The organism is Streptomyces sp. NPDC037290 (assembly GCF_055603245.1).
In genome coordinates, this window is sequence record NZ_JBVJVZ010000003.1 from 138,438 (window position 1) to 157,015 (window position 18,578).

The 18,578-nt window shown below is 71.9% G+C and carries 19 protein-coding genes; 9 read left to right on the plus strand and 10 right to left on the minus strand.

The genetic code is table 11. The features are described 5' to 3' along the window. Positions 1 to 45 precede the first annotated feature (45 nt). Complete coding sequence (locus ACZ7HQ_RS11340) at positions 46 to 657, minus strand: TetR/AcrR family transcriptional regulator (RefSeq protein ID WP_470987315.1); 612 nt, start codon at positions 655 to 657, stop codon at positions 46 to 48. 47 nt (positions 658 to 704) lie between these two features. Here ACZ7HQ_RS11340 and ACZ7HQ_RS11345 point away from each other — a divergent pair, with 47 nt between their 5' ends. Beyond that, positions 705 to 1,631, plus strand: a complete 927-nt coding sequence (locus tag ACZ7HQ_RS11345) for a DUF2867 domain-containing protein (RefSeq protein ID WP_470987316.1) — start codon at positions 705 to 707, stop codon at positions 1,629 to 1,631. A 25-nt stretch (positions 1,632 to 1,656) separates the two neighbouring features. Here the strand turns inward: ACZ7HQ_RS11345 and ACZ7HQ_RS11350 are convergent, their stop codons facing one another. From ACZ7HQ_RS11350 to ACZ7HQ_RS11360, 3 genes are all read right to left on the minus strand, one after another. Then, a complete protein-coding gene (locus ACZ7HQ_RS11350; protein WP_470987318.1) occupies positions 1,657 to 2,181 on the minus strand; it encodes a transglycosylase SLT domain-containing protein in 525 nt (174 codons plus the stop codon). Positions 2,182 to 2,571: 390 nt separating this feature from the next. Further along, entirely contained in the window at positions 2,572 to 3,372 is an 801-nt protein-coding gene (locus ACZ7HQ_RS11355; protein WP_470987319.1) for a thioesterase family protein, read from the minus strand. Positions 3,373 to 3,459: 87 nt separating this feature from the next. Next, complete coding sequence (locus tag ACZ7HQ_RS11360; RefSeq protein ID WP_470987320.1) at positions 3,460 to 4,722, minus strand: ATP-grasp domain-containing protein; 1,263 nt, start codon at positions 4,720 to 4,722, stop codon at positions 3,460 to 3,462. A gap of 252 nt (positions 4,723 to 4,974) precedes the next feature. On the opposite strand from ACZ7HQ_RS11360, the gene ACZ7HQ_RS11365 reads away from it, so the two are divergent. The 3 genes from ACZ7HQ_RS11365 to ACZ7HQ_RS11375 all read left to right on the plus strand — a co-directional run bounded on the left by ACZ7HQ_RS11365 (position 4,975) and on the right by ACZ7HQ_RS11375 (position 6,951). Next, positions 4,975 to 5,385, plus strand: coding sequence for a VOC family protein (locus ACZ7HQ_RS11365; RefSeq protein WP_470987322.1), 411 nt, complete (start codon positions 4,975 to 4,977; stop codon positions 5,383 to 5,385). Between the two features lie 287 nt (positions 5,386 to 5,672). After that, the gene (locus tag ACZ7HQ_RS11370; protein ID WP_470987324.1) at positions 5,673 to 6,479 is read left to right on the plus strand and encodes a hypothetical protein; all 807 of its coding nucleotides are present in this window, start codon (positions 5,673 to 5,675) and stop codon (positions 6,477 to 6,479) included. 151 nt (positions 6,480 to 6,630) lie between these two features. Next, positions 6,631 to 6,951, plus strand: coding sequence for a GYD domain-containing protein (locus ACZ7HQ_RS11375; protein WP_470987325.1), 321 nt, complete (start codon positions 6,631 to 6,633; stop codon positions 6,949 to 6,951). 17 nt (positions 6,952 to 6,968) lie between these two features. On the opposite strand, the gene ACZ7HQ_RS11380 is transcribed toward ACZ7HQ_RS11375, so the two are convergent. The 5 genes from ACZ7HQ_RS11380 to ACZ7HQ_RS11400 all read right to left on the minus strand — a co-directional run bounded on the left by ACZ7HQ_RS11380 (position 6,969) and on the right by ACZ7HQ_RS11400 (position 13,237). Next, positions 6,969 to 7,415, minus strand: a complete 447-nt coding sequence (locus ACZ7HQ_RS11380) for a MarR family transcriptional regulator (RefSeq protein ID WP_470987326.1) — start codon at positions 7,413 to 7,415, stop codon at positions 6,969 to 6,971. Further along, positions 7,412 to 7,894: a MarR family winged helix-turn-helix transcriptional regulator gene (locus ACZ7HQ_RS11385; protein WP_470987328.1), complete on the minus strand. Its 483-nt coding sequence runs from the start codon at positions 7,892 to 7,894 to the stop codon at positions 7,412 to 7,414. The genes ACZ7HQ_RS11380 and ACZ7HQ_RS11385 overlap by 4 nt, the downstream gene beginning before the upstream one ends. 104 nt (positions 7,895 to 7,998) lie before the next feature. Continuing rightward, entirely contained in the window at positions 7,999 to 8,391 is a 393-nt protein-coding gene (locus ACZ7HQ_RS11390) for a hypothetical protein (protein WP_470987329.1), read from the minus strand. Continuing rightward, complete coding sequence (locus ACZ7HQ_RS11395; protein WP_470987331.1) at positions 8,391 to 10,739, minus strand: DUF4132 domain-containing protein; 2,349 nt, start codon at positions 10,737 to 10,739, stop codon at positions 8,391 to 8,393. The genes ACZ7HQ_RS11390 and ACZ7HQ_RS11395 overlap by 1 nt, the downstream gene beginning before the upstream one ends. Continuing rightward, positions 10,739 to 13,237, minus strand: a complete 2,499-nt coding sequence (locus tag ACZ7HQ_RS11400) for a DUF4132 domain-containing protein (protein ID WP_470987332.1) — start codon at positions 13,235 to 13,237, stop codon at positions 10,739 to 10,741. Before ACZ7HQ_RS11400 ends, ACZ7HQ_RS11395 begins: the two co-directional genes overlap by 1 nt. A 226-nt stretch (positions 13,238 to 13,463) precedes the next feature. Between ACZ7HQ_RS11400 and ACZ7HQ_RS11405 the strand changes: the two genes are divergently transcribed. Then, positions 13,464 to 13,814, plus strand: a complete 351-nt coding sequence (locus ACZ7HQ_RS11405; RefSeq protein ID WP_470987334.1) for a hypothetical protein — start codon at positions 13,464 to 13,466, stop codon at positions 13,812 to 13,814. A 49-nt stretch (positions 13,815 to 13,863) separates the two neighbouring features. Here ACZ7HQ_RS11405 and ACZ7HQ_RS11410 read toward each other — a convergent pair whose 3' ends face one another. After that, positions 13,864 to 14,397 (minus strand): GNAT family N-acetyltransferase, encoded by a 534-nt coding sequence (locus ACZ7HQ_RS11410; RefSeq protein WP_470987335.1) that lies wholly within the window; start codon positions 14,395 to 14,397, stop codon positions 13,864 to 13,866. Between the two features lie 215 nt (positions 14,398 to 14,612). Between ACZ7HQ_RS11410 and ACZ7HQ_RS11415 the strand changes: the two genes are divergently transcribed. Genes ACZ7HQ_RS11415 through ACZ7HQ_RS11430 form a run of 4 tightly spaced genes read left to right on the plus strand, consistent with a single transcriptional unit; the run spans position 14,613 to position 18,577 of the window. Further along, positions 14,613 to 15,602, plus strand: coding sequence for a 3-oxoacyl-ACP synthase III family protein (locus ACZ7HQ_RS11415; RefSeq protein WP_470987337.1), 990 nt, complete (start codon positions 14,613 to 14,615; stop codon positions 15,600 to 15,602). 7 nt (positions 15,603 to 15,609) lie between these two features. After that, entirely contained in the window at positions 15,610 to 16,341 is a 732-nt protein-coding gene (locus ACZ7HQ_RS11420) for a glycosyltransferase family 2 protein (protein WP_470987339.1), read from the plus strand. Continuing rightward, positions 16,341 to 17,819, plus strand: coding sequence for a class I adenylate-forming enzyme family protein (locus ACZ7HQ_RS11425; protein ID WP_470987341.1), 1,479 nt, complete (start codon positions 16,341 to 16,343; stop codon positions 17,817 to 17,819). The genes ACZ7HQ_RS11420 and ACZ7HQ_RS11425 overlap by 1 nt, the downstream gene beginning before the upstream one ends. Continuing rightward, positions 17,816 to 18,577, plus strand: coding sequence for a glycosyltransferase family 2 protein (locus ACZ7HQ_RS11430; protein WP_470987343.1), 762 nt, complete (start codon positions 17,816 to 17,818; stop codon positions 18,575 to 18,577). The genes ACZ7HQ_RS11425 and ACZ7HQ_RS11430 overlap by 4 nt, the downstream gene beginning before the upstream one ends. Position 18,578: the final 1 nt, after the last annotated feature.

Here is an 18,578-nt window from a genome sequence, read left to right on the forward strand (position 1 = left end):
CGGATCACCGGCTCAACGGCGCGGGGCCCGGGGCGCGGAGCGGCGCTAGGACCCCTGAGCGGCCGTCATCAGCGTGTCGAGCACCGAGTCCAGATAGCACCTGCCGGCCTCACCGGCCGGAAGCGTCTCCGGCACCGCGTGCGTCAGCTGCGTGTGCCCCAGGTAGCCGGTGTACGCCAGCAGTGCGCGGCGGCCCGCCTCGTCCGGAGGGAAGCCAAGTTCGGCGAAGAGCTGCGCCAGGTAGCCCACTCGGCGCTCCGTCACCCGGCGCAGTACGGCGGCGACTCGCGGGTGTCCGGCCGAGGCCGGCAGGGACACCTCCAGCGGGTCGTGGGCGGCGAGTTCGGATGCCTCGGAGAAGAGTCTGCGCAGCCGCATCGCCGGATCGGGCTCGGACGCCAGCCCGGCGATGATCGCCTCGGTGGACTTGTCCTCCCAGCGGTCGAGCGCGGCCTCGATCAGCGCCTCACGGTTGGCGAAATGCCAGTAGAAGCTGCCTTTGGTGGTGCCCAGGCGAGCGGCGAGCGGCTCGACGGCGACCGCCGCGAGACCGCCTTCGCCCATGGCCGACAGGGCCGCGTCCGCCCAGTCCTGCGCCGTCAGCCGCTTCCGGCCACCCTCGCGAGCGACCCCGTCACGTCGTTGCACCATGACCATACGCTACCGTACGGTCAACAACATACGGCAGCGTATGGAGGCGTGCCATGCACAGATTCCGCACGATCCGCAATGTCCACGAGCGCACCATCGAGGCTCCCGCCGAGGCCGTCGGGGCCCTGCTCGACCGCTTGTCCTCGCCGGACGACCCGATCTGGCCATCTCCGGCCTGGCCCCCGATGCGCTTCGACCGCCCCCTCGGCGTCGGCGCGGACGGCGGCCACGGCTTCGTCCGCTATCACGTCACCGCGTACGAGCCCGGGCGCCGCGTCCGCTTCGACTTCACTCCACCCGCGAGCGGACACCATGAGTTCGTCGTCGAACCGCTCGGCGGGGAGCGCTGCCGCCTGCTGCACACCCTGGAGCTGAAACGCCGCGGCGGAACGGCGCTGGCATGGCCCCTGGCAGTGCGCTGGATGCACGACTCGGTGGTCGAAGAGGTCTTCGACAACGTGGAACGGGCCACCACCGGGACGGCAACCAGCCCCGTTCACCGGTCACCGTGGGTCCGGCTGCTGCACCGGCTCACCTGGCCGAGGGCCACGGCCGGCGACCTCCCGACTGGCGCCGGGCTGGTGCGTGCCGCCTTCGAGCGGACCCACTACACCGACGCGTGGCGGATGCCGATGCGTCCCGGGATGCCCCGGGACCCCGAGTCCTGGCGGGGTGTCCTGCGCGGGGCCGCATTCCCGGTGGTGGGCCGCGAGGGCGGCGAGGTGCTGCTCGGCGAGGACGCCGGCCACCTCGACTTCCGCGCCTCGATCCACGTGGACGACCGTCAGGTGACGCTCGGCACGGTCGTACGGATCCACAACTGGCGCGGCAGGCTGTACTGGGCCGCGGTCAAACGCGTCCACCCCTTCATGGCCCGCACCATGCTCCGCCGCGTCCACCGAAGGCTCGCCCTGGCCGCTCCCGGCGCCGCCGAGCGTGGCCGGTCGACAGCCACCGCCGCTGCATCTCAAGGAGATTGAGGAGCGGGCACGCCCATCTGCGGGATCAGTACGCGGAGTTGACGTTGTCGATGGAACCGTAGCGGTGAGCGGCGTAGTTGGCCGCCGCGGTGATGTTCGCCACCGGGTCGGTGGTGCTCTTGGCGGTGCCGGCGACGTGGTAGGCGTTGAACGTGGGGTCGATCACCTGCAGCAGACCCTTGGACGGGGTGCCCTGCTTCGCGTTGACGTCCCAGTTGTTCTGGGCGTTGGGGTTGCCACCGGACTCACGCATGATGTTGCGCTTGAGGCCCTCGTAGCTCCCGGGGATGCCCTTGGCCTTCATGATGGCCAGGGACTGCTTGATCCAGCCGTCGAGGTTGCCCGCGGTGCCAGTGCCCTTGGGGTCGGCGTGGCTGCCGCCGGCGGGGGCCGTGGCCGTGTGGGCGGTGGTCGCCTGCGGTGCCTCGGCGGCCTGAGCGGAGGCCGGCATCAGGGTCAGCGCCACGGTCGCGGCGCCGGTGGTGGCGAGGCCGGTCAGGGCGATGGTGCGCAGGCGGGCAAGGCGGCGGGAAGCGGTGATCGCGGTCATGAAGGGGTCTCTCCTGTGGGGACGTCGTAGAGGCGTCGGCCGGGTGTCGGTCACGGCCTGTCGGGCGTCGGGGCGAGGCCCCGTGCTGCAGGGCGCGGCGGGCAGGCCCGTTGGTGTGGGCCCGGTGCGTCCCGCCGCTTCCGGCAACGAGAGACATGGTTAGCGGGGCGCAGGAACCGTGGCAAGAATGTGACGTACTACCTGACTACGTAGAAATGTCCAGAATTTGCCATTCTGGCGGGTTTCTTTCCTGCTTGAGGCGAGATCAGGCTACGATCCGCGATAGGACGTGATCTGCCTCTCGTGGGGGCCGTCACCCGCCGGCACCCTCCGGGCACCCCCCTCTCGCCCCCGCGCGCACCCCTTCACCGTCGGCCGCGCCCGACCGGCTCAGCCGCGCGCGGCCACGTACAGGCTCTGGGTGCTGCGGCCGAGCGGCCCCTTCTCGTCGTGCAGCGCGGACTCGGCCAGACCGACGCCCGCGCCGTCCACCATCGTCCGGGCATCCAGGCACACCCACTCGCCCACGGGGTGGCGGTGCAGGCTGACGGTGAGGTCGGCATTGATGAAGACATAGCGATGGAAGTCCAGCTCGGCGCTGATGCCGTTGCCCGAGTCGGCAGCCGTCAGCACCCGGCTGAGCGGTGCGATCTCCTCCCCCGCCACCAGGGGCACCCTCATCCGCATCCACGCGACCGCCGGACCGGGCTCGAGGAAGGAACCAGCGGCGAAACGTACGTCCATGGCCGTGTGATAGCCCTGGTCCCACGGGACCGGGAAGAACGATTTCACGGGTGCCGTCGACGGGCCGGGCACCTGTCGGCCCGGCGACACCTGCGGTACGGAATCGGGCACGGTCTTCATCAGCAGGGCCGTCGCCCGCATGACGTCCTGACCGCCGTCGGGCGTGAGAACGGCCTCCACGAGTTCCACGCTGCGCCCTGCACGCAGCACGCGCGTGGCCACGGTCAGCGGCCGGATCGGGACCGGGCGCATGATCTCGTAGGTGAGCCGGGCGACCCGCATGTCCGGCCGTCCGCCCGGCCGCTGCTCGACGGCGAGGGCGAGCAGCGCGGCCGGCGGACCGGCGTGCTGGGAGCCGGCGTCCCAGGGCCCGCGGGTGTAGGCGGTGGGCAGGAAACGGCCCTCCGCCTCTCGCTCGTAGAAGGCCTCGGCGTGCGACGTCGACACAACTGCCCCTTCCTGCCGCGCGGCATCTTGCGCGCATCTTACTAAGCGCTTGTTCACCGCGCAGGGAATCGGGCTGGAACGGGGAGATCACGCCACGGTGCCCGGACCCGTGGGGGTCAGGAGCCGGCGGATCTTGTCGAGCATGGGGGCCGGAATGAAGCCGGTCCGCGTGCACAGGGCGGTGAGGTCCTTCACCGCCCGCTGTTCGTCGCCGGGGTCCACCGTGAACGTGAGGATGCCGCCGTGGTTGTGGCCGTCGATGATCAGGTCGTGGCAGGTGACGAGGTCGATGCGGGCACGGAGGTCGATGAGCAGTTCGGGCGTGGGGTTCGCGGTGAGGCACTCGATCGCGAACCGTTCGGCCGGAGCACCGGTCCGCCTCGGCCAGGCACCGCTGAGGATGTCGAGCAGGGCGGCAAAGGTGTTGAGTCCACTCGCGGCGATGGACAGGGTGGTGGCGCCGCCGATCCGCGGGTTGATCTCCAGGACGTGGTAGACGCCGTCGGCGTGGATCATGTCGATGTTGACGGATCCTTCGACGCCGAGCGCCGTACACAGCTCCACGAGGCGCCGCGCGGTGGGCCCGAAGTCGTCGTCGGCGGCGGGGCCGGCGTAGCGCAGGTCTTCGAACGTGAAGGCGGGAGGGCCCCCTGCGGTGCCCGTCCAGATGAGCGGCATGGCGGTGTAGTGGCCGCCGGCGCCGACGATGTCGACCGAGCAGAGACGTCCGCTGACGCACTTCTCCAGGACCGCGTGCGCCGCCGGGCGCGCGGCCAGGTAGCGGTCGAGGGCGGCCGGATCCGCGATGAACTCGATGCCCATGCTGGTGGAGTCCCACAACGGCTTGGCCATGAGGGGGTACCCGATGTCCTGAGCGGCGAGGCGGACGGCGTCCGGGTAGGCCGGGACGGGCAGCGCCCGGTCGTTGAGGAGGTCACTGTCGACCAGGACGGCCGGCGGGGTGGTGATGCCGTGTGCCTCGAGGGCCTTCTTGGTCTCCCACTTGTCGCACAGGACGCGCGTGGCCGCGAGGGGAGTCATGACGGTGCGGATGCCGAGGGCTTCGAGCTTGGCCTTGACCACGGCGTCGCGCAGGGCGTTCTCGTCCGGCAGCGAGATCGCCACGGCGCCGTCGGCCCCCCAGGCGCGCACCCGCTCGACGAACTCGTCCGGCGTCGCGGCGGGGTCGAGCCGCTCGCTGGTGCCCGGGAACAGGTCCGGGCCGCAGTCGCCGTGGGTGTGGAAGAGGCGGGCCTCGGCACCGAGTTGTGCCAGTGCGGGGGCGATGCCGTGGATGTACGGGTCGGCGCGCTGGATGTCGACGGACCGGAGGAAGGCGATGCGCTGCATGTCACCTCACTTCTGCACAGCGGGTTCGTGGCAACTCCGCGCAGTAGACCGCACCCGCCAGGTCAGGGGCCATGAACGTAACGACCAGAGCAGGACGGTGATTTCGCGACACCGGTTGTAGCAAGCTCCAGCCGCCGGCCGAGGCACGGATGCCGGGCGTGCGACGTTGCGGAACCGGGGAATCGATGTCCTGCTGTTGATGTCAGCCAAGGTGGCCCGATGCCGCCTGAGAACACCGAAGGAGCAAGCGGCATGGAGATCACGACCTCACAGAAGATCACCACGTTCTTGATGTTCGAGGGCGCAGCCGAGGAGGCGATGACCTTCTATGTCTCCCTCTTCGACGACGCCGAGGTCGTCAGCGTCACCCGTTACGGCGCCGAGGGCCCGGGCGAGCACGGAAGCGTGCGACACGCGACGTTCTCACTCGCAGGCCAGCAGTTCATGTGCATCGACAGCCCCGCGAAGCACGGCTTCACGTTCACGCCCGCGGTCTCGCTCTTCGTGCAGTGCGAGAGCGAGCCCGAGATCGACCGCCTCTACGCCGCCCTGGCCGAGCGGGGCGCGGAACTCATGCCGCTGGGAGACCACGGGTTCAGCGCGAAGTTCGGCTGGGTCAACGACCGATTCGGTGTCTCCTGGCAGCTCAACCTGCCGGCCTGACCCGGTGAGCGGGTCAGCTAGCCGGTACGCCGGTGCGCCGCACACGCAGTACGGACCGCCCGGGCCGATATGACCTGGACCACACGCCGGCAGGGCTTCCGCCGCGGCCCCTGGAAGCGTAGGTTCCATTTACCCCGCGACGGCGTCGTCCAGACGCTGGTCCGCCACTCCCGGGGCGGCGGACCAGCGGGGGCCAAACTTCCACATGCTCACACCGAGGGCGCGGGGCCTGAGCCTGAGCCCTCCCGGCGGTCACACGCCCTGACCGACCCGGCATGATGATCAGCATGACTTCGATCGCCCAGACTCCGATCACCGGCCTTGACCTCACCGGATTCACCGAACGTGAGCCTGGTCTGTGGACCGACGCGGCGGGACTCGTCCTGTCGGTCCACTTCTTCCCCCTGATCCCGGACCTGGCGGCCCCACTCGACGAACTCGAGCGGCTGCGCTTCGGGTGCGCGCAGGTCGCGGCGCATTCCGGCGGTGGCCTCGTCGAGGCGGCGGTGGGGCACGTGGACGGTACACCGGCCCTGCGCCAGCTGATCAAGATGCCGCTGCAGAGTAGGCGCGGGCAGGCCTTCATCGGCAGCTGGACGTTGCCGAAGGACCGCTGCAGCACCGTGGTGAAGGTCCAGGCCGCGGAGGGAGCGGTGACCGGCTCCCGGGAGGCCACGGTGATGGCGCAGGTCGGCCCGACGGACTACTTCCGACCCCATCCGTACGCCGGCGGCGGGCAGTTCGGCGGTCTGCCGTACCACGTGGCCGACCTGGAGCAGTGGGACTCCCGGTTCCCGGACCACCCGCTCACCCTGGTACGCGCCGCCCTCCACCGCATCACGCCGACCATCGCCCTGCACGACCAGTTCAAGAGCCTGCCGCCGTTCCCCGGCCCGACGCCACCCCACGGCCACTCCGGCCCGCCTCCGATGCCCTACGGCACTCCGGGCTCTCCCACGCACCCCGCCCCGGCCCCCACCCCGCACCCCGGTCCCACTCCCCCGCCGTACCCGGGCCAGGCCGCCCCGCCGTACCCCGGCCCGGCCGCCCCGCCCGCACCCCGACGCGGCTGGTTCCGCCGCAAGGGCGTCTAGGTCCACCCGGTACCGAGTCCGGCACAGCACGGTTCTGTTCCTCCGCGGCGCCTGCCAACGGGTGAAAGCGGACCTTCGCAGAGTGGAGGCCGAGGCGGCAGCGGGAAGCCCCTCTGCGTACCGGACAGACCGACGGTCAGGGAGCGTCCCCATGCCGAAGTTCCTCATCCAGGCCACCTACACACCCGAGGGCACGAAGGGGGTGCTCAAGGAAGGGGCGAGTGGCCGCCGCGCCGCCGTGGACCGGGTCGTCGCCGGTCTCGGCGGGCAGGTCGAGGCGATGTACTTCGCCTTCGGGGAGGACGACATCGTGCTCATCGTCGACTTCCCCGACCCGGTCTCCATGGCCGCCGCCAGTCTCACCGTGAAGGCCAGCGGCGCCCTCACCACCCGGGCCACGCCGCTGCTCACCCTCGACGACATCGACGAGGCCGCGCGCCGGCAGGTGTCCTTCCGCGCCCCCGGCCTGTAGGGAGGGGCGAGACAAGCTCAGGCTCCGGTCAACTCGGCGTTCGCCCGCTCCGTGACCAGCGCCAGCACGCGACCCGCGATCGCCAGATCCTCGGCCGGAATCCCGGCGTACAGCCGGGCGGAGATGTCGGCGGTCTCGGCGGTGCTGCTCTCGTAAAGCTCCCGTCCGGCGTCCGTGAACCGTATCCGGGACGCGTCGGCCGGGTCCTCTTCCAGCAGCTTTCCGGCCGTCAGCTCCTCGATCACGCCGCGCACGACCGGCTCGTCGGTCTTCAGTGAGCCGGTGACGTCGGCGACGAGCTCGTCGCGGCCGATGGACCCGCCCGCGGCCAGGACGGCCCGGAGCGTCACGCTCTGGTGGAAGGTGGCGCCGTGGCGGGCCAGCACACCCTCCAGAAGGGCGCGCCCGGCATAGTGCGCCAGGGCGATGACGCGGCCGTTCACCGTGGGTGCGGTGGTGGTCATTGCTGCTCCTTCTCGTTCTCGGTACAGGGATCAAGAGGTGCGTCGAGCAGGGTCGCCAGCTCGCGGGTGAACTGCTGTGCGCGCGGGCTGGCCTGCCCCCCGAGCGGCTCCAGCAACTGGTCCAGCAGACCTTGGACGACCTTGATCGCGCGGCCTGTGACGTCGCGGCCCTGTTCGGTGAGCGACAGCTGCATGGCGCGCGGGTCGTTCGGGTCCCGGGTACGGGCGACGAGTCCGGCGGCCTCCAGCGCGCGGGCGAGTTTGGAGACGTACAGCGGTTCGAGCCCCGTGTGGTCGGCGAGCCGACGCTGGCTGGGCCGGAGCCCGGAGCGCCGCATGCCGTACAGCGAGGCCATCAGCGCGTACTGGGCGTGGGTCAGACCCAGCGGCGCGACCGCCCGGTCGACGGCCACCCGCCACTTCGTCGACAAGCGCCAGACCAGGAACCCGGCCGTGGCGTTCTCCGCTGCTGAACTCATGCCAAGAACTATACATGGCTATTATGTACATGGCTACTATCGCGCGCGGCCACGACGAGCCGCGCCCGTTCAGCCGTATGGGCCGGCTGCCGTACCCGGGAGTCTCAGCCGCCGGCGAGAGCGACGAGCTTGATGAAGACCAGGTCGCAGCCGGCGGTGAGATCCACGATGTCGTCGAGGTCCTCGACCTGGCGATCACCGGCCAGCAGGAAGAACCCGTTGGCCAGGAAGGCACGTTCGGCGATCTCGGCCTGGCGTTCCCAGTCGATGCGGCGCGGTTCACGGAGCCGGTAGCCGTTCAGCTCCGTCTCGGCGTCGTCGGGACGGACAAGGCCGTTGAAACGGCCGCTCGGACGGGCGTTGAACCGGGCGACCTCCTCCCGCACCCGGAGCCTGATCAGCTCCCGCACGGTCATCCGTTCCGGCAGCCCGGCGACCTCCCACTCGGTGACCGGTTTGCCCGTCGCGGTCTCGTCCCGGAACGTCACGGTGGCCATCAGGCGCCCCTCTTGATCTGGTGGAGGATGGTGTGGTCGGTGATCTTCGTGTCGGCGGCGAGCAGGAACGCCTTGCTGAGGATCAGGGAGAGGCGGGCGTCCTCGAACGGCAGGAAGACCCTGTCGTTGCCGGTGCCGCGTGAGGGGACGATGCACAGGTAGCTGTCATCCGGTTCCATCAGGATGTTGGACGAGCCCAGATGGATCCTGTACGTGCGCAGATCGCCGCGGACGACCAGGAAACGCCCGTCGAGCGCGCACCGGTCGGCGATCTTCAGACGCGGCAGGATCCGTTGCAGGGCGTCGCGGCGCGCCTCGGCGCTCTCCGTCAGCTCGGCGAAGGAGGCCCGCTCCCAGTAGGTGCGTGTGGGGCCGCCGTCGGTCCAGTCGGGGTCGGCGGCGATCGAGGTCACACCGACGAAGAGATCCACGTCGCGCATCGCCTCGCTGAAGATCAGTGGGGGGACGTCGGCGAGCGGTGCCTCGCGCCAGGCGTCCGCCACCCGCCGGTCGAACCGCACCTGGTCGGTCGAGGCCAGTTCGTCCTCCCCGGACCAGTCGGCCCAGCTGTGGAGGAAGCGGGCTCGCCACTCCCCCGCCGCGAGGGTGCGTTCGGCCTGGTCGCCGTCACCGCCGTCCCAGGGGCCGAGCAGGTCGCTCTTCCATCCCCGCGCCCGGAACAGGGCGAACATCCTGCGGTAGTGGACGAGGTGCGCGGCGAACCGGTTGGAGTAGAGGCGGGTCTGTTCCTCGGCCGGGGTGAGGAGGTAGATCTCCCGGAACGCCTGCTTGAAGGGCTGCCGTATGCGCTGCTCGGTGAGCAGGTCCCGCCAGGCCCGTACGGCAGGGGGCTCGGATCGGAGCGGGTGCCACAGCCGTACGGAGACGTCGTCGGGAGCGTCGGGAAGGTCCTCGTCCGTCTCGGGCAGTACGGCCCGCCATGCGCCGGGGGCGACCTCGATCTCCCAGATCAGCCGGCGTACGAGGGTCCGGGCGAGGGGGTGGCCGGCCAGTTCGGTGCGCCACCAGCCGTACGGGTGGACGGCGTCGACGGTGAAGCCTCCCTCCAACGCTCGTACAAGCGTGGCGAGTTGGGCGTTCACTCGCTTCACCAGGTCACGCAGCTCCCTGACCAGGCCGGCGTGGTCGCGGCGGACCGGCGCCGGGACGCCGCGCAGCGGGCGGCCCTCCTTCTCCCAGGTCAGCGTGGCGGTCTCGGTGACCGTGACGACGGCCTGGTACTCGCCGGCCGTCCGACGCAGGACGCCGCCGGCGGCCGAGCCGTTGACGAACGCCGTCTCGAACTCCAGCCTCGGCAACCGGAGGGCCACCTCGGTGCGCTCGGCCAGCGCGATGTCGACCTTCTTGAGCATCTTGTCGAGCTGCTTGGGCACCCCGGCGTGCCGGACGGTCCGGCGCACGGTGCGGATGGCGGTCACCAGCTCGGGCGTGGGGTAGTCCTGCGCGGCGCGGACAACCTCGTACAGCAGGGCCTGGGAAGGGAGGGTCTTCGCCGCCGTCGGGGCGAGGGCGACGCCGGGCAGCAGCCGCTCGAACAACTCGGGGAGCCACGGTTCGTCGCGCAGAAGTGCCACCCGCAGAGCCTGTCCGAGCACCGTGACCTCCCGGTCGGTGAACGCCTTGTCCGCCTGATAGGGGATCTCCCCCGCCCGGATGGCGTCGGTGCGGTCGGCGGCCGCTTCCAGTGCGCGGCGGGCGAACGCCACATAGGCGGGGTTGTCGGCCGACCTGCGCCATGAGGCGTGGCCGAGCGGTGCGACGAATCTGTGATCCCGGTCGATCTCGGAGAGCTGCTTCTGTTCCGCCTGGGTGAGGCCGGCGATGACGGTGATCTCGTCGGCGACGATGGGGCCCACATCGCGCGTGAGGCGCTCCACGGCCGCGCGCAGTGTCCCCTCGCCGGCGAGCCCGGCGATCGCGAGCAGCGCGTACGGCTGGCGCACGGTGTCCTTCTCCAGCCAGAGCCGGACCAGTGCGTGGGCCGAGCCGGAGACGTCGGGCAGTGGCCCCGTGCAGCGCTCCAGCGCTTCCGCGCCCAGGGTGAGGTCGGCCCAGCCGCGGTCCTCGTACTTCTCGACGAGTGCCTCGAACATGTGGCGGCAGGCGTCGGGCGTATAGCGCGGGCGCCGTTCCCTGGCCGCCTCCTCGACCGCGTAACGGACGCTCGTCATGGCGCGTGTGGCCGCGTCGCCCACTCGGTGGGCCGCCACGAGGAGGCTGCCGAGCTCCTCGTCGGAGACCTGTGAGAGATCCGGGTGCCGGTCCCCGTCGTCCACGATGAAGTCCGGGTCGGTCAACGCGCGCATCAGCCGGGCTGCGAGGTCCATCAGGCGCCCCTCTTGATCTGGTGGAGGATGGTGTGGTCGGTGATCTTCGTGTCGGCGGCGAGCAGGAACGCCTTGCTCAGGACCAGGGAGAGGCGGTCGTCCTCGAACGGCAGGAAGACCTTGCCGCCGTCCTTGGCGCGAGCCGGGACGATGCACAGGTAGCTGTCGTCCGGTTCCATCAGGATGTTGGCCGAGCCCAGATGGATCCTGTACGTGCGCAGATCGCCGCGGACGACCAGGAAACGCCCGTCGAGCGCGCACCGGTCGGCGATCTTCAGACGCGGCAGGATCCGTTCCAGCGCCTCGCGGCGGACCACGGCGCTCTCCGTCAACTCACCGAAGGTGGCCGTCCGCCAGTACGCGGCGTGGCGGTCCTCGCCCCGGTCGGTCCAGTCCGGGTCGGCCGCGATGGAGGTCACGCCCACGAACAGGTCGACGTCCCGCATCGCCTCGCTGAACACCAGTGGGGGCACCTCGGCCAGGGGCACCTCGTGCCAGCGCCGGCCGTCGCGCCGTTCGAAGCGGACCTGGTCGGTCGCGGCGTGCTCCGGGGCGTAGCTGCCGTCGTCCGCCGCGGGCTCGTGGTGGAAGCAGGCCCGCCACTTCCCGTCGCCGAACTCCGCCCGCGCCGTCCCGTCGTGGCCGCCGTCGTACCGGCCGAGGAAGTTGGCCTGCCAGCCGCGTTCCTTGAACAGCGCGTACAGCTGCCGGTAGTGGACGATGTGGGCGGCGAACCGGTTGGAGTAGCCGCCCGTCTCCCGCTCCGCCGGGGTGAGCAGGTAGATCTCCCGGAAGGCCTGCTTGAACGGCTGCCGCAGCCGCGCGGCGACCAGTTGCTCCCGCCACGTCCTGATCTCGTCCGTCGACGCCCGGACGGGGTGCCACAACCGGACCCGCTCGGGCCGGCCGGGCGGCTCGGCCGTCGGCGCCACCGCACGCCACTCGCCGTCGGCGTCCCCGGCGTTCTGGAACTCCCAGATCAGGCCCCGGACGAGGGTCCCGGTGACCGGATGGTCGCGGTAGTGGCGGCACCACTCGTCGTACGGCCATTCGCGCCCTGCCGACATCAGCGCCTCGACGCGGGCCCGCTCTCCGGACAGTGTGCCCCGCACCTGTTTGGCCAGGGCCTTCAACTCCCGCAGCTCGTCCGGGAATCCGTCCTTCAGTGCGGCCGGAGGTGTGCGGGAGGTCCCTCCGTCGGGGCGTGTGTAGATGAGCCGCACCGTGGCCGCTTCCTCGATCGCCACCCGCACCCGGTGGCCGCCCAACTCCCGTTCCAGCGAACCGTCCGGCGCCAGGCCGTGGTCCGGTACGCTGCGCTCGATCAGCTGCTGCGCCGTGATGCCCTGCTTGCCGGCCGCCGTCACCAGCGCGGTGTCGAGCTGCTTGCGCAGGGCGCGGTGCTTGATCCGGGACTGCAGCCGCCACAGGGCTTCCAGGGAGGCCGTATCGCCTGTCTCGGCCAGCGCGTTGATCGCCGCTCCCGCGAGCTTGAGGTCGTCGGTCACACCGGTTCCCCGGCCGCCGGTGCGCAGGGCCAGCGTCTGCAGGTGCCGCACCGCGGCCGGGCCGCCGTTCAGCGCGGCCGCCCAGACGACGCCGCGCGCCAGGTCCCCGTCGTTCTGGTGGACGAGGTAGTGGTAGTGGTAGTCGCCTGGGAGCCAGCCGGCGTGCGCGCCGCTGTCCCTGCTGCACAGCGGATCGTCCTCGGCCAGCGCCCGCAGGACGTCGGCGACGACGTCCCGTGCCGACGCCGCGTCCACGAGTTCGAGGCACGTCCGCCGCCACTTCTGCGCGGGACGCGGCGCCGACAGGCTCGCCAAGTGCCGTACCAAGCCCGCGAATTCCGGCGTCGGTGAGGTCGTGGCATGGTCGCGCAGAGGGGCCGCCCAGGGGGCGTGGGCGGGGATCAGCCCCTCGGGGACGTGTGCCTCGTCCACGCTCGCGAGCAGCGCGCGCAGGCGCTGGGCGAGCGACGCGCGCCCGCGTGCCTGGACGGAGGTGTCCATGAGCTCCGTGTGTGCGTACCGCAGCCAGGGCAGCACGGCACGGCGGCCGTCGGCGTCGAGCTGGTCGGCGGCGTTCAGCGCCAGTCCCAGCGCATCGGCGAACCAGAAGCCCATGTCGTACTCGGTGGCGCGGAGCAGCATCACCGCGACCTCGTCGGGCGTCCAGCCGCCCACGCGCGAGATCAGGCGCCCCACCTCGGCGTCGTACTGCCACAGCGTGTCGCCGAAGTCGGCGGCCAGCATCAGGCACAGGACCGCGGCCCTGCCGTCCCCGTCCGCGCAGGCGGCGAGCCGCCCGTCGATCTCGGCCCGGGTCGCCGCGGCCTCCGCCTCGGATCGCTGGTACCCGGGCCCTGTGGACCGACGGAACTGGGCTCGCTGACGTTCCAGGAGGTCGACGAGCCAGCGGACCCGGTCGAGCGCGGCGCACCGCACGTCGTCCAGCGAGTCGCTCCTGCGGGATTCGGCCATCAAGGCGTCGTAGAGCATGGCGGGATGATGGCAGCAGGGACTGACAACGCGATCAAGCACAGGCCTCTTTCAGGGCCACGGCGCAATCCAAAGGGGCACCGCGGACGTATGTGAGGTAGGGCCGCAGCGTGGGGCACGCACGGGGCGACGCGGACAACCGCCGTTCCCTCCCCGCGGCTGCGGCCGTCCATCTCGTGCCCCCGAAAGTAGCGCGAGACGAGGGAGAGAAGAGGGTGCATGCATCATGCGAGTACCAGGCGCGAGGCGTCTCGTCGCGGCGTCCGCGGCCGGCCTTCTGATGGCGGGCGGCGCTGCGATCGGCGCAGCAGGCACAGCCGCCGCAGCAGCCCCTGCCGTACACGGCGGTGTGGTCACCGACCAGTGCTTCCATGACGACTGGCGCTGCTTCGACCACGGCGGGTTCCGGTTCGACCACGGGTTCCGGTTCGACCACGGGTTCCGCTTCGACCACGGGTTCCGGTTCGACCACCGGGATTCCTGCTTCGGCCGCCACGGGTTCTGTTTCGACCATCGCTTCGACCACCGGTTCGACGACCGGTTCGACAACGGAGTGATCGTGATCGTGGTCCGCTAGTGATCAACGGGTGAACCGTCCACGGGCGGTTCACCCCCTCACCTGCAGATCAGCCATGAGACGACGGGAAGGACCGGAGCTCCTTCTCCAGCAGTGTGAAGGACTTGGGCGCCCCGCCCGGCTGCGGTTTGCCCTTCTTGTGGCCCACGACGCGGTAACCGGCCTGCCGGTAGTAGGCGTTGAGGTGTTCGTTGTCGGCCAGGCAGTCCAGGCGCACGCAGGTCCGTCCCACCGCGGCGACCCGGCGCTCCGCAGCTGTCAGCAGCTGTCGCCCCGTCCCGGGCGCGGCCGTGCCCCGGTCCACCATGAGCCGGTGCACGTAGCCGGCCACCGGCGGCTGCGGACCCCAGGCGGCTTCGTCCTGCCACCACAGCTCCCAGGCACCGGCGACGTGCCCGCCGGCCTCCGCGAGCCAGACCTCGCCGTGCGCCATGACCCGGCGGAAATGGTCCTCGTCCAGCTCCCCCGGCCGCCACTGCTCGGTGACCCCGCGGGACAGCATCCAGCGGGCCGCATCGTCGCGGAGTCGGACGAGAGTGGCCAGATCCGCCTGGGTGGCCGGCCGGAAGTGTAGATCGTTCATCCGAAGATCCTTGCACAGGTGTGCGATGGCGGTCTCCCGACGGAACCGCTGCTCGGAGGCGGTGCGCTCGCGCGGCCGGAGCCCGTACGCGGGGCCGCCGCAGCGGTCCGCTACCCATGCCGGTTGAGTACGCGTGCTCAGGCAGGCCGTCCGGGTCCGCTCATAGCGTCCCTGACATGCACACAGACCATGCTGCACGAGGTCCGGTGCTCCGGGTGGGCATCACGTCAGTGGCGTCCTGCCTGCCGGAGTCCGAGGTGACCTCCCAGCACTTGCAGGAGCAGATCTCCCGGGCCTCCGGGCTGCCGTTGCCGAAGCGGATACTCGAACGGGTCACCGGGATCGCCTCGCGCCGTGCCGTGGCGGAGGGCGAGTACGCCTCGACGCTCGCGGTGCGGGCGGCACGCACCGCGCTGGCCCGGGCGGGGCTCGCGCCGTACGACGTGGATCTGATGGTCTTCGCCTCGGCCACGCGGGACATGGTCGAACCGGCGACCGCCCACGTCGTCCAGGCCGAGCTGGGGTCCCGGGCGCACGCGCTGGATGTGACGAACGCGTGCAACAGCTTCGTCAACGGCATCGACATGGCACGGGCGATGATCCTGTCGGGCCGGGCCCGCCGTGCCCTGGTGGTCACCGGGGAAACCCCGAGCCGGGCGGTGCGGCACGCCCCTTCCGGCCCCGGCCAGCTGCGGGACGGCTTCGCCGGCTACACCTTCGGTGACGCGGGAGCCGCGGTCGTGGTGGAGGCCGTGGAAATGGGCGGCATCCTCGACGTGGACACCGAGACGCACTCCGAGCACTGGCAGGTCGGCGGGATCTTCGGTGGCGGTTCGCGTCATCCCCGCGGGGACGAGCACACCTACTTCAGCGGTGACGGGACGGAGCTGCGCGAGGTGTTCGAGAAGATCGGCACGTCCGTGCTGGACCGGATGAGACAGCGCACGGGCCTGGCCTGGACCGACTTCCGGTACGTCCTGGTGCACCAGGTCACCGTGCCGTACCTGGAGCGGTTCGTGGAACTCACGGGTGTCCCCCGGGACCGGCTCGTCGTCACGGTCCCCGAGCTCGGCAACATGGCCAGCGCCACGCTGGGGGTACAGCTCGACCTCGTCCACGAGCGGCTGCTTCCCGGCGACCGGGTGCTGTTCGTGGGCCTGGGCGGTGGCGTGAGCATCATGACGTTGGTGTGGGAGAAGGCGTGAGTGCCCTGTGGGTGGTGGTGCCACCGCGCACCAGGAGGCCACGCGGATCGGCGCCACGCTGGACGCGCTCGCGGCCCAGCGGGACCGTGACTTCACGCTCGTCGTCGTGGACAACGCCTCCACCGACGCCACGGCGGCGATCGCCAACGACTTCGCCCGCCGGGCGCCCTTCCCGGTCCATGTGCTCAGCGAGCCGGAGAAGGGCGTCGGCTGCGCGGTGGACACCGGCTTCCGGTACGCCATCGGCAACGGCGCGACGATGCTGGCCCGCACCGACGCCGACTGCCTGCCGCGCCCCGGCTGGACGGCCGCCGCCCGCGCCGCCCTGCAGCGGGGCGCGGGACTGGTGTGCGGTCGCCTCGACGCACGTCGCGACGAGCACGGGCCGCTGGGGCGGGCCGCCTTCCGCTCCCTGGTCCGCGTCGCCGCGTTCTTCGGACGGGTACGCCCCGCGCACCGGCGTCGGCACGGTTACCTCACGCCGTACCGGATGCACGCCGGCAACAACATGGCCGTCACGGCCGCACTGTACGAGGCCGTGGGCGGTATGCCACGCCGTCCCTCCCCCACCGACCGCCTCTTCCTCAACCGGGTCAGGCGCCGTACCACCGCCATCGTCCATGCCCGCGCCATGGTCGTCGAGAACTCCACCCGGCGGCTGCGCGCCTACGGGCTGGCCGGTACGGCCCGCTGGTACCTGGACCGGGGTCCGGGCCGTCACACGGAGGACCCGCGCTGATGCTCGACACACTCACCCACGCCCTGCGCAAGAGCCCCGACCGGCCCGCAGTCCTCGGCGCCGCCCGGAACGGGGCCGTACGCGTCAGGGCCACCTGCGGAGATCTCGCCGACCTCGGCGACCGGTACGCCGCCGCCCTGCACGCGCGGGGCGTCGCGCGCGGCGGCACCGTCGGGGTCGCGGTACGGCCCGGCCCCCGGGCGCTGGCCGTGATGCTCGCCGTGCACCGGCTCGGTGCGCGGGCCGCGGTGCTCGATCCGGGCGCGGGACCGGACGTGCTGCGCGCCCGGCTCGCGCTGGCCCGGCCCGATGTCGTCCTCGCCGACGCCGCCGCCCAGGCGGTCGCGGGGTGGGCCCGTCCGCTCGCCCGGCGGGCGCGCCTGGCCCTGCCGGACCTCGCGACCCTGGGGCCGGTGGCCACGGTCGGGCCCCAACTGCCCGGCTGCGCCCCGGGTTTGGACACCGACGTACGGTCGGTGGTTCTGCCGCGTCCGGTGGACGAGGACGGCGATGCGGTCATCGTCTTCACCTCGGGCACCACGTCACGGCCGCGCGCGGTGGTGCACACGCGGTCCTCGGTGGCCGCCGGGATGGCCACGGTGGCCGGTCTGGTCCGGGTGGAGGCCGAGCGGCCGGTCCTGGGCGGGACGTTCTTCGTCCTGGTGCCGTCCCTGGCGAGCGGTGCGCCGGTCGCGCTGCCCGCCCGCTCGCCGCGCCTCCTGGTCCGGCAGCTGAGCCGACTCGGGCCGCAGGCCACCTATCTGACACCCCCTCAGCTGCGGATGCTGCTCTCGGCGGGGGCGCGGTTCACGGGGCGGGTCTGGACGGGGTCGGCCCCGGCGAGTGCCGATCTGCTCACCCGCGTCAAGCAGGCGGGTGCGCGGGAGGCGTGGGGTGTGTACGCGCTGACCGAGCTGTTTCCCGCCGCCGCGGTGGAACAGGCCGACAAGGCCGCCTTCTCCGGCGGGGGCGATCTGGTGGGCGCACCACTGCCCGGGGTGGCGGCCAGGACGGACGCCTCCGGTCAACTGCTGCTGTCCGGCCCGGCGGCCCGGGACCGCTGTCTCGGTGAGGAACCGGACCCGTGGGTGGCCACCGGTGACCGTGCGCACCTCGACGGCGGCCGGATCGTGCTGCAGGGCCGCCTGAAGGACATGGTGCTCCGGCACGCGGAGAACATCTACCCGGGGTTGTACGAGCCCGCGCTGCACGTGCCCGGCGTCGAACTGGCCCTGCTGGTCGGGGTGCCGGCCGGTGACGGCGACGAGCACCTGGTGGCCGTGGTGCAGCCGGGCCGGGGTGCCGACCGCGAGGCGCTGCGCGCCGCGCTGACCGGCCCTCTGGAGCGCATGGGGTCCGCACGGCCGGATGCGGTGCTGCTGGCCGACATCCCGCTGTCCGGACGCTCCCGCAAACCGGACCGCGCCGCCACCGCACGCCTGGCCGCCGCGCGCCTCGCGGAGAGGGCCCGGGCATGAACGGGCCGCTGTGGGCGGTCGTACCGGCCTACAACGAGCAGGCCGGGATCAGGGCCACCCTCGCCGCGCTCGCCGCCCGGACCGACACCGGCTTCACGCTGGTCGTCGTCGACAACGCCTCCACGGACGCGACCGCGGAGGCCGTCCGCCGCTTCGCCACCGCCGCGCCCTTCCCCGTACACCTCGTGCGCGAGGACGAGCCGGGCGCCGGGGCCGCCGTCGACACCGGGTTCCGGTACGCCATCGGGCAGGGCGCCGCGCTGCTCGCACGCACCGACGCGGACTGTCTGCCCGCGGCGGACTGGATCGCGCCGGTGCGCACGGAGTTCGGGCGGGGCACGGAACTCGCCTGCGGGCGAAGCCTCCCCCGCCGGGACGAGGACCCCTCGCTCGCCGAGCGGTACCTGCTGCCGGCGGTGACGCGGGCGACCGCGCTGTACGGCCGGTACCGCAAGGCGCACCGCCACCCGCGCTACCGGGCGCCGTACGTGCTGTGCCACGGCCACAACCTCGCCGTCACGGCCGCCCTGTACCTGCGCTGCGGGGGCACGCCGCGCGTCCCGCTGCAGGGGCCGCCGGAGGACGTGGTCTTCCTCAACCGGGCGCGCGAGCACAGCGACCGGATCGTGCGGGCCGAGCGGATGGTCGTCCACAGCAGCCTGCGCCGACTGCGGGCGTGGGGCGCGCGCCGGACCCTGCTGTGGTGCTGGAACCGGCGCTACCGCCCCGCCGACGCGAGAGATGTGCACGTCCGATGAC